The organism is Streptomyces sp. NPDC056144 (genome assembly GCF_042264145.1).
Classification (GTDB): Bacteria; Actinomycetota; Actinomycetes; order Streptomycetales; family Streptomycetaceae; genus Streptomyces.
This window is the reverse complement of sequence record NZ_JBHJVF010000014.1, coordinates 29,279-41,128: the sequence shown is the minus strand read 5'-3', so window position 1 is coordinate 41,128 and position 11,850 is coordinate 29,279. Positions and strand designations below refer to the sequence as shown.

At 71.8% G+C, this 11,850-nt stretch carries 12 protein-coding genes; 6 read left to right on the top strand and 6 right to left on the bottom strand.

Annotation, left to right across the window (positions count from 1 at the left end):
* Positions 1-28 precede the first annotated feature (28 nt).
* From ACFC0Z_RS30490 to ACFC0Z_RS30480, 3 genes are read right to left on the bottom strand one after another with little or no spacing between them, the layout of a single operon-like run.
* Positions 29-1,219 (bottom strand): hypothetical protein, encoded by a 1,191-nt coding sequence (locus ACFC0Z_RS30490; protein WP_376444738.1) that lies wholly within the window; start codon positions 1,217-1,219, stop codon positions 29-31.
* A gap of 10 nt (positions 1,220-1,229) precedes the next feature.
* Positions 1,230-1,484, bottom strand: a complete 255-nt coding sequence (locus tag ACFC0Z_RS30485; RefSeq protein ID WP_376444736.1) for a MoaD/ThiS family protein — start codon at positions 1,482-1,484, stop codon at positions 1,230-1,232.
* Positions 1,485-1,529: 45 nt separating this feature from the next.
* A complete protein-coding gene (locus tag ACFC0Z_RS30480; RefSeq protein ID WP_376444733.1) occupies positions 1,530-2,396 on the bottom strand; it encodes an alpha/beta fold hydrolase in 867 nt (288 codons plus the stop codon).
* 229 nt (positions 2,397-2,625) lie between these two features.
* On the opposite strand from ACFC0Z_RS30480, the gene ACFC0Z_RS30475 reads away from it, so the two are divergent.
* The 6 genes from ACFC0Z_RS30475 to ACFC0Z_RS30450 all read left to right on the top strand — a co-directional run bounded on the left by ACFC0Z_RS30475 (position 2,626) and on the right by ACFC0Z_RS30450 (position 8,826).
* Complete coding sequence (locus ACFC0Z_RS30475; protein WP_376444731.1) at positions 2,626-3,438, top strand: response regulator transcription factor; 813 nt, start codon at positions 2,626-2,628, stop codon at positions 3,436-3,438.
* A gap of 61 nt (positions 3,439-3,499) precedes the next feature.
* Complete coding sequence (locus ACFC0Z_RS30470; RefSeq protein WP_376444728.1) at positions 3,500-4,525, top strand: LacI family DNA-binding transcriptional regulator; 1,026 nt, start codon at positions 3,500-3,502, stop codon at positions 4,523-4,525.
* A 104-nt stretch (positions 4,526-4,629) separates the two neighbouring features.
* A complete protein-coding gene (locus tag ACFC0Z_RS30465; RefSeq protein ID WP_376444725.1) occupies positions 4,630-5,817 on the top strand; it encodes a trypsin-like peptidase domain-containing protein in 1,188 nt (395 codons plus the stop codon).
* Between the two features lie 32 nt (positions 5,818-5,849).
* Positions 5,850-6,593 (top strand): response regulator transcription factor, encoded by a 744-nt coding sequence (locus tag ACFC0Z_RS30460; protein WP_376444722.1) that lies wholly within the window; start codon positions 5,850-5,852, stop codon positions 6,591-6,593.
* Positions 6,590-8,035 (top strand): sensor histidine kinase, encoded by a 1,446-nt coding sequence (locus ACFC0Z_RS30455; protein WP_376444719.1) that lies wholly within the window; start codon positions 6,590-6,592, stop codon positions 8,033-8,035. The genes ACFC0Z_RS30460 and ACFC0Z_RS30455 overlap by 4 nt, the downstream gene beginning before the upstream one ends.
* A complete protein-coding gene (locus ACFC0Z_RS30450) occupies positions 8,032-8,826 on the top strand; it encodes a nucleotidyltransferase (RefSeq protein WP_376444717.1) in 795 nt (264 codons plus the stop codon). The genes ACFC0Z_RS30455 and ACFC0Z_RS30450 overlap by 4 nt, the downstream gene beginning before the upstream one ends.
* 20 nt (positions 8,827-8,846) lie before the next feature.
* On the opposite strand, the gene ACFC0Z_RS30445 is transcribed toward ACFC0Z_RS30450, so the two are convergent.
* The 3 genes from ACFC0Z_RS30445 to ACFC0Z_RS30435 form a co-directional block, all read right to left on the bottom strand.
* Positions 8,847-9,389, bottom strand: coding sequence for a putative toxin-antitoxin system toxin component, PIN family (locus ACFC0Z_RS30445; protein ID WP_376444714.1), 543 nt, complete (start codon positions 9,387-9,389; stop codon positions 8,847-8,849).
* A gap of 15 nt (positions 9,390-9,404) precedes the next feature.
* On the bottom strand, positions 9,405-9,851 hold the full coding sequence (locus ACFC0Z_RS30440) for a helix-turn-helix domain-containing protein (protein WP_376444711.1): 447 nt from the start codon (positions 9,849-9,851) through the stop codon (positions 9,405-9,407).
* 129 nt (positions 9,852-9,980) lie between these two features.
* Complete coding sequence (locus ACFC0Z_RS30435) at positions 9,981-11,810, bottom strand: bifunctional metallophosphatase/5'-nucleotidase (RefSeq protein WP_376444708.1); 1,830 nt, start codon at positions 11,808-11,810, stop codon at positions 9,981-9,983.
* Positions 11,811-11,850 lie beyond the last annotated feature (40 nt).

The following is an 11,850-nucleotide window of genomic DNA, read 5'->3' as shown; positions in this document are numbered from 1 at the left end:
GCTTGGTTCCCTCTGGGTGTCCCGCCCGTCAGCCCAGCGCGCGGCCGAGCAGGTAGACGGCCGGTGCCGCCGCCGTCAGCGGCAGCGCGATCCCGGCGGTCATGTGGACGAAGCGCGAGGGGTAGTCGTAGCTCGCGGCCCGCAGGCCGACCAGCGCGCAGACCCCGGCCGCGAGGCCGACGAGCGCGCCCGCGCTCCCCAGGTCGGTGAAGCCGCCCGCCGCGATCCCCGCGCCCGCGCCGGCGAGCAGCGCGACGACCAGCGAGACCGGACCGGGCAGCGGGAGCGCCCGCGCGACGGTCGCGGCGGCGACCGCGACCCCGCCGACGACGACCGCGTCCGGCTCCGCGCCGAGGTACCCGGCGGCGACGACGGCCAGGGCGGCCGAGACGACGCCGGCCATCAGGCCGTACATCCGCTCGTCCGGGTCGGCGTGGCTGCGCAGCTGGAGCACGAGGCAGAGCAGCACCCAGACGCCGAGCGTGCCGAGGATCGCGCCGGCCGCGTGCTCGCGGCCGACCGCGAGGAGGGCCCCGTCGGCGACGAGGCCGCCGAGGAAGGCGAGGGCGATGCCCTGCCGGGCGGGCCACATGCCGTTGAGCCGGAACCAGCCGGCGGCGGTGAGGCCCTGGAGCAGGACGAGCGGGACGAGGAGCCCGTACGAGCCGAGCGCGGCGCCGCCCGCGAGCAGCAGGCCGAGCACGGCGGTCAGCGCCGCCGGCTGGATCCCGGGCTCGATGACGGGCGACCGGCCCTCGGCCCGCGCGCGCTGGGCGTCGGTGATGCGGGTGTTCCCCGAGGTGGTGGGCGAGGAGTACGCGGGCGCCCCCGCCGACGCCGGTGCCGCTTCGGCCACGGGGGCGGGAGCAGGGGCGGGAGCCTCGTACTGCTGCGGCGGCAGGTACGCCGTGCTGTCGAACGCGGCGGACTCGTACGCGCCGGACTCGTACACGGGCTGCTGCCCGTACGCGGACTGCTGCCCGTACGGAGCGTCGTAAGCCTGCTGAGCCTGCTGCGGCTGTGCGGCGTACGGCGTCTCGTACGACGGCACCGCCGGCTGGAACTGGGTGTCCCAGGTCTGCCCCTCCCACGTCTGCGCGACGTCGGGACCCTGCTGGGGCTGCGGGACCTGCTGGGCCTGCTGGGCCTGCGGGTGGGCATGCCCGCCGTACCCGTTCGCGTACGGGTCGTAGCTGCCGTGACTCTGGTCGTTGCTCATGCTGCGGGGTTCACCCTCCTGCGAACGGGGGGAGCACCTCGACCGTGCCGCCCTCGGCAAGCCGTACCGTCTCATGACCGCGCGTCCCGACAGGATCGCCGTCGATCAGGAACGAGCACCGCTGGAGGACCCGGACGAGCTCGCCGGGGTGCTTCGCGCGAGCCGCGTCCAGCGCCTCGGCGAGGGTCTCCGCGGTGTACGGCTCCTCGGCGACACCGGCTGCGGCCTTGGCCGCGGCCCAGTAGCGGATGGTTCCCGCTGCCATAGCGGCGCTCCCTTCGTTCGTGTGCGCGCCGCCCCCCATGATGGGCTATCCGCCGACGAGCCAGTCGCCCAGCCGGGCGAGCAGCGCCGCGTCCGCCGCGTTCTCCGCGTGACCCATGCCCGGCTCCAGCCACAGCTCGGCCGCGTCCCCGCCGGCCGCCGCCAGCGCCCGCGGGTGGTCGAGCGGGAAGTACGCGTCCCGGTCCCCGTGCACGATCAGCAGCGGTACGGGGGCGATCAGCGGGACCGCCTCGACGGGCGACAGGGGTACGGGGTCCCAGGCGCGCCGGTCGATGCGGGTGCCGAGCCCGTACCGGCCGACGAGGCGGCCCTCGGGGCGGGTGACCACCCAGTGGAGGCGGCGCATCGGGGCCGTACCCCGGTAGTACCAGCGTGCGGGGGCGGAGACGGCCGCGACCGCGTCCACGGCTCCCGCACCGCCGGCTTCGAGGGCCGCGTGCCGCAGCACCACCGACCCGCCCATCGAGAAGCCGACCGTCACCACGCGCGCGTGGCCGAGCTCGCGGGCCCAGCGGACGGCGGCGGAGAGGTCGAGGACCTCGCGGTCGCCGACCGTGGACCGGCCGCCGGAGCCGCCGTGCCCGCGGAAGGAGAAGGTGACGACCGAGGCCCCGCGCTCGGCGAAGGCCCGCGCGGCGCGCCGGACGGCCGGCCGGTCGACCGACCCGGTGAACCCGTGCGCGAGGACGACGGCCGTATCGAGGACGGCGGCCGTATCGGTGACCGGCGTGACCGCCGTATCGGTGACACTTGCTACCGAGGGTTCGTAAACCGCCTCGATCCGGACACCGTCATCGGTACGCAACATCCGCCGCCGGGGCACCCGGCGGTGGACGGAAGTGAGCGAGGAAACATCCAGGATGTGAAATCGGCCCTCTGCCTCGGAACTCATGTGAGCTATTCTGCTTCGCGGAGGATCCGGGCAACGCAGCCCCCGGGTCCTTTTGTGTTTTCCGACCGTTGTTACGGACGGATGAACAAAAGCTCTCAGGGCGCGAGAGAGCCAGCGTGAGCACACATAGACGTCCTCGCAGGGACCGAGGAGGAACCGACGTCATGGACGAGCGAACGACGCGAACGACGCACGACGGATCGACGACGAACCGGGCAGGTGGCCGACGATGAGCTCTCTGCTGCTCCTGACCAACGCCCTCCAGCCGTCGACCGAGGTGCTCCCCGCCCTCGGCCTGCTGCTGCACAACGTCCGGGTCGCCCCGGCCGAGGGCCCCGCCCTCGTGGACACCCCCGGCGCGGACGTGATCCTCGTCGACGGGCGGCGCGACCTCCCGCAGGTCCGCTCGCTCTGCCAGCTGCTCCGCTCCACGGGGCCCGGCTGTCCGCTGATCCTCGTCGTCACGGAGGGCGGCCTCGCGGCCGTCACCGCCGACTGGGGCATCGACGACGTGCTCCTCGACACCGCGGGACCGGCCGAGGTCGAGGCCCGGCTGCGGCTCGCGATGGGCCGGCAGCAGATCGGCGCCGACGACTCCCCCATGGAGATCCGCAACGGCGACCTGTCGGTCGACGAGGCCACGTACAGCGCGAAGCTCAAGGGCCGGGTCCTCGACCTGACCTTCAAGGAGTTCGAGCTCCTCAAGTACCTCGCCCAGCACCCGGGACGCGTCTTCACCCGCGCCCAGCTCCTCCAGGAGGTGTGGGGGTACGACTACTTCGGCGGCACCCGCACGGTCGACGTCCACGTACGGCGGCTCCGGGCGAAACTCGGTCCCGAGCACGAGTCGCTGATCGGCACCGTCCGCAACGTCGGCTACCGCTTCGTCACCCCCGAGAAGGTCGAACGGGCGGCGGAGGAGGCCCGCGCCAAGGAGTCCACGCGGTCCCAGGAGGCCGCTCGCGCCCAGGGCGCGGCCCGCGCGGAGGCCGACCGTGTCAAGGAGGCGGACCGAGAAGTCACCCCGGTGGCGGACAGGTAACGTGGCGCACACCACAAGGCGACCTGCCGGTAGGTAGGTCCCCCCGCGTAGACTGCCGCGCGTGGCCAAGGTGACGAGGGATGACGTAGCGCGACTTGCGGGTACTTCCACCGCGGTCGTGAGCTACGTCATCAACAACGGACCCCGGCCGGTCGCCCCGGCCACGCGCGAGCGTGTCCTCGCCGCCATCAAGGAGCTGGGTTACCGCCCCGACCGGGTGGCCCAGGCGATGGCGTCCCGCCGCACGGACCTCATAGGCATGATCGTCCCGGACGCCCGGCAGCCGTTCTTCGCCGAGCTCGCGCACTCGGTCGAGCAGGCCGCCGCCGAGCGCGGGAAGATGGTGCTCGTCGGCAACTCCGACTACCGCACCGAGCGCGAGATCCACTACCTGCGCGCCTTCCTCGGCATGCGGGTCTCCGGCCTGATCCTCGTCAGCCAGGGCATGAGCGAGCAGGCCGCGAGCGAGATCGAGGCCTGGGACGCGCGCGTGGTCCTGCTCCACGAGCGGCCCGAGGCGATCGACGACGTGGCCGTCGTGACGGACGACATCGACGGCGCCAAGCTCGCCACCCGCCACCTGCTCGAACACGGTTACGCGTACGTGGCCTGCCTCGGCGGCAACCCGAACACCCCGGCCGTCGGCGACCCCGTCGCCGACCACGTCGAGGGCTGGCGGCAGGCCATGGCGGAGGCGGGCCTCCCGACCGAGGGCCGGCTCTTCGAGGCCCCGTACAACCGCTACGACGCCTACCAGGTGGCCCTGAAGCTCCTCGCGGGCCCCGACCGGCCGCCGGCGATCTTCTGCTCCACCGACGACCAGGCCTTCGGCGTCCTGCGGGCCGCGCGCGAGCTGCGCATCGAGGTGCCGACGGAGCTCGCGGTCGCGGGCTACGACGACGTGAAGGAAGCGGCGCTGACCGATCCGCCGCTGACGACGGTCTCCTCGGACCGGCCGGCGATGGCGCGGGCCGCCGTCGACCTGGTCCTGGACGACTCGCTGCGGGTCGCGGGCTCGCGCCGCGAGCGCGTGAAGCTCTTCCCGTCGACGCTGGTGGTCCGCCGCTCCTGCGGCTGCGAGCAGTAGATCACCCGTACCCGACAGTTCTTTATTTCGGGCATACAGGCTTCTGTCGGGCTTCTCACCCCGTCCTCAGACGGTTCTCATCTACGGATCCGAGAGTCGTGGTCATGACGGACTTCCAGGAGCAGCAGCCGCAGCAGCAGCCGTACGACCCGACGTACCCCCCGAGGCCGCCGTACGCCCCGGGCGGTCGGTCGTACGACTCCGCGCAGACGCCCCAGCAGGGCTACGAGGCCACCCAGCCGATCAGCACCGAGCCCGGCACCACCATCTGGCCCTCGGGCGGCGGGAACTTCCCGCCCTCGGAGCCGCCCCTCGCGGACCCGGCCCCGTACCCCGCCGCCTCCCCGTCCCCCTCCCCCGTCCCCCGCCGCCGCGCCAAGCGCGGTGTCGGCCTCGTCGCGGCCGTGGCGATCGCCGCCGCCGCGGTCGGCGGCGGCACGGCGACGCTCCTCCAGCAGTGGACCTCCGACTCCCCCGCCACCGCCTCCTCGGCCGTGAGCGGCACGAACGTCTCCGCGAGCAGCAAGGGCACGGTCGCGGGCGTCGCCCAGGCCGTCTCGCCGTCCATCGTCGAGATCTCCGCGAGCTCGAACGCCGGCAAGTCGACCGGCTCGGGCGTGATCATCACCTCCGACGGCGAGATCATCACCAACAACCACGTCATCTCGGGCGCCTCCGAGATCACCGTGCAGCTCAGCGACGGCAAGAAGTACCAGGCCGAGGTCGTCGGCACCGACGCCGACAAGGACCTCGCGCTGATCAAACTGAAGGGCGCCTCGGGCCTGAAGGCGGCCACGCTCGGCGACTCCTCGAAGGTGAAGGTCGGCGAGGAGGTCGTGGCGATCGGCTCCCCCGAGGGCCTGACCGGCACGGTCACGAGCGGCATCGTCTCGGCCCTCGACCGGGACGTGACCGTCGCGAAGGACGAGAACAGCGGCGGGAACAGCAACGGCGGCAGCAGCCAGGAGGACCAGCAGCAGGGCCAGGGCCAGCAGCAGTGGGACCCGCGGCAGGGCTGGCCGTTCGAGTTCGGCGGTCAGCAGTTCAACGGCGACACCGGCTCGTCGAAGACGACGTACAAGGCGATCCAGACCGACGCCTCACTGAACCCGGGGAATTCCGGCGGCGCCTTGATCAATATGAACGGCGAGATCATCGGAATCAATTCGGCCATGTATTCGCCCAGTTCTTCCAGCAGTTCGACGGCCGGAAGTGTCGGCCTCGGATTCGCCATTCCGGTCGACACCGTGAAGGCCGACCTCGACAGCCTGCGCGCGGGCGGCGAGAACTGACCGGCGAAGGCCCCTCGTGCGAGGCTGACCCCATGACGGGAACGACTGGACAGCAGCACGGCGACGTCGAACGCATCCTCATCGTCGAGGACGAGCCCGCCGTCCGCGAGGCCCTGCGCCGCAGCCTCGCCTTCGAGGGGTACGAGACGCAGGACGCCGTCGACGGGCTCGACGCGCTCGACCGGCTCCAGACGTACGCCCCCGATCTCATCGTCCTGGACGTGCAGATGCCCCGCATGGACGGGCTCACCGCGGCCCGCCGCATCAGGGCCTCCGGCTCGACCGTGCCGATCCTCATGCTGACCGCGCGCGACACCGTCGGCGACCGGGTCACCGGCCTCGACGCGGGCGCGGACGACTACCTCGTGAAGCCCTTCGAGCTCGACGAGCTGTTCGCCCGCATCCGGGCCCTGCTCCGGCGCAGCTCGTACGCCTCCGCCGGCTCGGCCCCCGCCGCCGACGAGGACGTCCTGTCCTTCGAGGACCTGCGGATGGACCTGGCGACCCGCGAGGTCACCCGGAACGGGCGGACCGTCGAACTGACCCGGACCGAGTACACGCTCCTGGAGATGTTCCTGACGCACCCCCGGCAGGTGCTGACCCGCGAGCAGATCCTGAAGGCGGTCTGGGGCTTCGACTTCGAGCCGAGCTCCAACTCGCTCGACGTGTACGTGATGTACCTGCGGCGCAAGACCGAGGCGGGCGGCGAGCCGCGCCTCGTGCACACGGTGCGGGGCGTCGGCTACGCCCTGCGCGGAGGAGGAGCGACCGAGTGACGGGTACCCCTCCCCCGACCCGGTTCCGCCCCGCAGCACGGTTCCGCCCCCTGACGTGGTTCCGCTCCCGGCCCCTGCGGTCGCGGCTCGCGCTGCTCACCGCCTTCGCGGTGGCCGTCGCCGTCGCCGCCGTCTCCACGGCCTGCTGGTTCGTGACCCGCGCGCAGCTGGAGGCCGAGATGGACTCCGCGCTCCGCAACAGCCGGCTCGACCCGTCCGCCGTGACGAGCCTCCTCACCATGTGCCGCCAGGGCACCACGCCCCCGCCCGTCGGCGGCTCGTACACGGTCCAGGTCATCGTCTCCAACGGCGGCGTCTGCACCTCGGGCCAGGCCCCCATCCCGGCGAGCGCGACCGACCTCGCCGTGGCGCAGGGCGGCCTCGCGTACGCGCTGCACACGACGAAGGACCAGGACGGCCGGGAGATGCGGGTCTACACCTACCCGCAGGAAGGCCCGATCAGCGGGATCGCCGTCTCCGTCGCCCGCCCGCTCTCCGAGATCGACAACTCGATGTCCACCCTGCGCTGGGTGCTGCTCCTCGTCTCCGGGATCGGCGTCGTCGGCGCGGGCGCGGCCGGCCTGTGGGTCGCCCGGACCGGCCTCGAACCCGTGAACCGGCTGACCGGCGCGGTCGAGCACGTCGCCGCGACCGAGGACCTCACCGTCCGCATCCCCGTCGAGGGCGAGGACGAGATCGCCCGCCTCTCCCGCTCCTTCAACGCCATGACGGCGGCGCTCGCGACCTCCCGCGACCGGCAGTCCCAGCTCATCGCCGACGCCGGCCACGAACTCCGCACGCCCCTCACGTCCCTCCGCACCAACATCGAGCTGCTCGCGCGCATCGAGGAGACCGGCCGGACGATCCCGGCGGACGACCGGCGTGCCCTGATGGCCTCGGTGAAGGCGCAGATGACGGAGCTGGCCTCGCTGATCGGCGACCTCCAGGAGCTGGCCCGCCCGGACACGGCGAGGCCCGGCATCCTCGAAGTCGTCCCCCTGCACGGCATCCTGCGCACGGCCCTCGACCGGGCGAAGCTGCGCGGCCCGGAGCTCACCTTCGTCACGGACCTCGCCCCCTGGTACGTGCGCGGGGACGCACCCGCCCTCGAACGGGCCCTCGTCAACGTCCTCGACAACGCGGTGAAGTTCTCGCCGCCCCGGGGCACGGTCGAGGTCACCCTGATGAGGGGCGAACTGACCGTACGGGACCACGGCCCCGGCATCCCCGTCGAGGAGCTCCCGCACGTCTTCGACCGCTTCTGGCGCTCCCCGTCGGCCCGCAGCCTGCCGGGCTCGGGCCTCGGCCTGTCGATCGTGGCGCGGACGATCCAGCAGGCGGGCGGCACGGTCTCCCTGTCCCCGGCGGAGGGCGGCGGCACGGTGGCCACCCTCACCCTGCCGGGCGCGCCGACGCCCCCGCCCGAACTGGAGCCCTCGTGAACGACCACGGCCTGAACCCCGACGGAACGATCGCCCGGGAGGGCTCCCTGGACCGCGTGCCGGCGGAGTTCCTGCCCGTCGTCGAGGCGGCACGGACGCGCATCGCCTCGGTCTTCACCCCGGACCGGCTGCACAGCGCGTACGTGTACGGCAGCATCCCCCGGGGCACGGCGACCGCCGGCGTCTCCGACCTGGACGTCCAGCTGGCCCTGCACGAGGACCCCACGGACGCGGACCGGTCCGACGCCCGCGCCCTGGAGGCCGCCCTCGACCGCGACCTCCCGCAGATCGACGGCGCCGGCATCCTCCTGAGCGGCACGCGCACCCTCCTCAGCGACCTCGAACGCCACGACCTGGGCTTCTTCGTGGCCTGCCTCTGCACCCCGCTCCTCGGCCCCGACCTGGCGGCCGACCTCCCCCCGTACCGCCCGACCTCACTCCTCGCCCGCGAGACCAACGGCGACCTGGCCCGCGTCCTGCCCGGCTGGCGGGCCAGGGCGACCGAAGGCGCGGACCCCCTCCTCGCCCGCCACGTCGGCCGCCGCCTGGTCCGCACGGGCTTCACGCTCGTCATGCCCCGCTGGACCGGCTGGACGAGCGACCTGGACCGCTCGGCGGAACTCTTCGGCGGCTACTACCCGGCCCGGGCGGAGCAGATGCGGCACGCGGTCACGGCGGGCAGGTCCCGCACGGCCCCGGACCCGGCGGTCCTCACCGACCTGATCGAGGACCTGGGCCCGTGGCTGGCGGCCGAGTACACCTCCGTACACGGGGAGAAGGCCCCGCGCTGAGGGCCGGAGCGCCCCAGCCCTCAGGCCCTGCGCCGCACTTCCTCCGCGAACTGCGGCGCACCGCCCGCGGACAGCCGGTCGAGGAGACCGTGCAGGTCGCGGGGGTCGCGCTGGTAGCTCGCGACCTGGCGCCGGAGCACCGCGAGAACCATGACAGGTGCGAGATCCAGGATGTCGAGCAGGAAGTCGTCGGGGTGCAGGATCTCGATGTCGTACGGGTCCGCCGCCGCCTGCGGGAAATCGCGGAGGTTCACCGTCACAACGGCCTGCGCCTGCCCCCGTACAGCGGCCGCCAGGACATGCCGGTCCTTGGGTTCGTTGCCCATGACAGGGATCAGGGACGCGTACTCCGTCACCGAACTGTCGGGAAAGGTCCGCTCCAGGCTCTCGACCAGCCTCTTGGCCTTGCCCTCCCCGATCCTCTCGGCGATGTTCCGCCGAAGCTCCTCGAGGATGTCGGCCGACCAGAGAGGCTCGTAGAGCTCAGCCTCGGTCAGCCTCAGCAGGGTGTCCCTGAGGTAGTTCGGGTACAGGACACAGGTATCCAGAACAACGCGCTGCACTTCGCTCCCAGAGAATCAGTCGCCGTAGAGTCCGGCTTCTTCGGTCAGTTCGACCAGTTCGTCCAGACCCCCACGCCGCCGTGTGCGACGTTTCTCGCGGTAGGCGAGGACGTCTGTCAGCAGCACCCGCCGATGACGGGCTGGGCGTGAGAAGGGGATGTCGCCCTGGTCCAGGAGCTTGACCAGGGTGGGTCGACTCACGCCGAGCATGTTCGCCGCTTCCTGGGTGGTGAGCGTGGTGGCTTGGGGAGCGACCGTGACGGCCTTGCCCTCGGACAGCGCGTGGACGACGGCAAGCAGTGCCTCGTACACCTCCGGGGGCAGTGCCTTCACGCTGCCATCAGGCCCGCGCAGCAGCGCACGCTCGGCCGCGCTCGGCGTCAGGTCGAGCCAATCGCGCAGGTCCGCGATCTCCGCGCGATGTTCCGGAAGGAGCGTCCTGTCCTCTGCGGTGCTGTTCATGTCGTCTCCTTGTGTGGCTCCCTCCCACCATGGACGCAAAACGAAAGAAACGCAACCTTCGAAAGAAACGAAAAAGGGGCGGCCGGATCGCCGAAACGATCCGCCCGCCCCTCAGGGCGCTACAGGGAACTACTTGACGACCGTGATGCGGTTCGCGGCCGGGGCCGGCAGCGGGTTGGCCGCCGAGGTGTTGGCGGCGAGGTAGGCGTTGAACAGGTCCAGGTCGGAGGCGCCGACCAGCTTGTTCGTGCCGGTGGCGAGGGCGCCGAAGCCGTCGCCGCCGCCCGCGAGGAACTCGTTCATCGCGACGCGGTAGGTCTTCGACGGGTCGATCGCCTCACCGTTCAGCTTGATCGTGCCGTCGACGACGCGGTCGGCGCCGGTCTTCGTCATGTCGAGCGTGTAGGTGAGCCCCTTCGAGATCTGGAGGATCTTGACGGAGTTCAGGTTCGAGCCGCTGACCTGCTGCTTCAGCGCGGTGATGAGGTTGGCGCCGGTGAGGTCGACGACGTTCATCATGTTGGTGAAGGGCTGCACGGTGAAGGACTCGCCGTACGTGACGACGCCGTCGCCCTCGGAGCCGGACTGCTTGTAGACCAGGTCGGCGCGGATGCCGCCCGGGTTCATGAGGGCGAGCTGCGCGCCGCCCTTGTCGGCCGGGGCGAGGCCCTCCAGCTGCGCGTCGGCGATGACGTCGCCGAGCGGCTTCTCGTACGCCGTGGAGCCACGGCCGTTGATGTCGGCGGCGATGAAGCCCTGCGGGCGGTTGGCGATCGGGGCCGCCAGCGTGTTCCAGTCCTTGATCAGCTGGGTGAGGTCGGCGGCCTTCGGGACGTCACGGGTGACGACGTGGTTGGCGGAGCCGACGGCCGTGCGCACGATGTCCTTGGTGGCGCGGTCGTAGGTCAGCGTCGTGTCGGTGTAGACCTTGCCGAAGGAGGACGCCGAGGTGACCAGACGGGGCTTGCCGTTCGGGTCCGGGATCGAGCAGACGTACGCCTGGTGGGTGTGGCCCGTGACCATCGCGTCGACCTGCGGCGAGACGTTCTTCGCGATGTCGACGATCGCGCCGGAGACGCCCTCGCCGGAACCGTCGCCGTCCCCGTCGCAGTTGTAGTTCACGGAGGACGAGGCGGGCATGCCGCCCTCGTGGATCAGGGCGACGATGGACTTGACGCCCTTGCGCTCCAGGATCTTCGTGTACTTGTTGATCGTCTCGACCTCGTCACCGAACTTGAGGCCCTTGACGCCCTCGGCGGTGACGACGTTCGGGGTGCCCTCCAGGGTCACGCCGATGAAGCCGATCCGGACGCCGTCCTTCTCCCAGATGAAGGTCGGGTCGAGCAGCGGCTTGCCGGTCTTCTCGTCCGTCACGTTGGCCGCGAGGTACGGGAAGTCGGCGCCGCCGAAGGGCTTGCCGTCGACGTAACAGCCGGCGGTCGGGTGACAGCCGCCGTTCTGCATGCGGGCCAGCTCGCGCGCGCCCTCGTCGAACTCGTGGTTGCCGACCGACGTGACGTCGAGGTCCAGGGCGTTGAGCGCGCCGATGGTGGGCTCGTCGTGGAAGAGACCGGACAGCATCGGCGAGGCGCCGATGAGGTCGCCGGCGCCGGCCGTGATGGAGTAACGATTCCCCTCGCGGGCGTCACGCAGGTGCGTGGCGAGGTACTCGACGCCGCCGGCGTCGACCTTCTCGGTGGTCCCGTCCTCCTTGAGGCGGGTGACCTGGCCGGAGGAACCGCTCGGCGGCTCCAGGGTGCCGTGCAGGTCGTTGAAGGAGAGCAGCTGGACGTCGACCATCCGGCCCCAGCCCTTGCCGTTCGTGCTCTGGCTCACGAACTCGTCTCCCGCGGCACCCGCAGAAGGCATCGCGGCGACGAGCGCCCCGACCGTCGCGAGCCCCGCCCCGGCGGCCAGGATCCGCCGCGCCGTCTTGTTCTTCCTCGGTGTAGCTGCCATCTCTCCCACTCGTCCGTTGCCCGGTGCCCGGTGCCCGACT

Coding starts and splice junctions, on each gene's coding strand:
- ACFC0Z_RS30485 (WP_376444736.1), bottom strand. CDS start 1,484: ATGGCAGCGGGAACCATCCGCTACTGGGCCGCGGCCAAGGCCGCAGCC.
- ACFC0Z_RS30460 (WP_376444722.1), top strand. CDS start 5,850: ATGACGGGAACGACTGGACAGCAGCACGGCGACGTCGAACGCATCCTC.
- ACFC0Z_RS30465 (WP_376444725.1), top strand. CDS start 4,630: ATGACGGACTTCCAGGAGCAGCAGCCGCAGCAGCAGCCGTACGACCCG.
- ACFC0Z_RS30480 (WP_376444733.1), bottom strand. CDS start 2,396: ATGAGTTCCGAGGCAGAGGGCCGATTTCACATCCTGGATGTTTCCTCG.
- ACFC0Z_RS30490 (WP_376444738.1), bottom strand. CDS start 1,219: ATGAGCAACGACCAGAGTCACGGCAGCTACGACCCGTACGCGAACGGG.
- ACFC0Z_RS30440 (WP_376444711.1), bottom strand. CDS start 9,851: ATGAACAGCACCGCAGAGGACAGGACGCTCCTTCCGGAACATCGCGCG.
- ACFC0Z_RS30475 (WP_376444731.1), top strand. CDS start 2,626: ATGAGCTCTCTGCTGCTCCTGACCAACGCCCTCCAGCCGTCGACCGAG.
- ACFC0Z_RS30435 (WP_376444708.1), bottom strand. CDS start 11,810: ATGGCAGCTACACCGAGGAAGAACAAGACGGCGCGGCGGATCCTGGCC.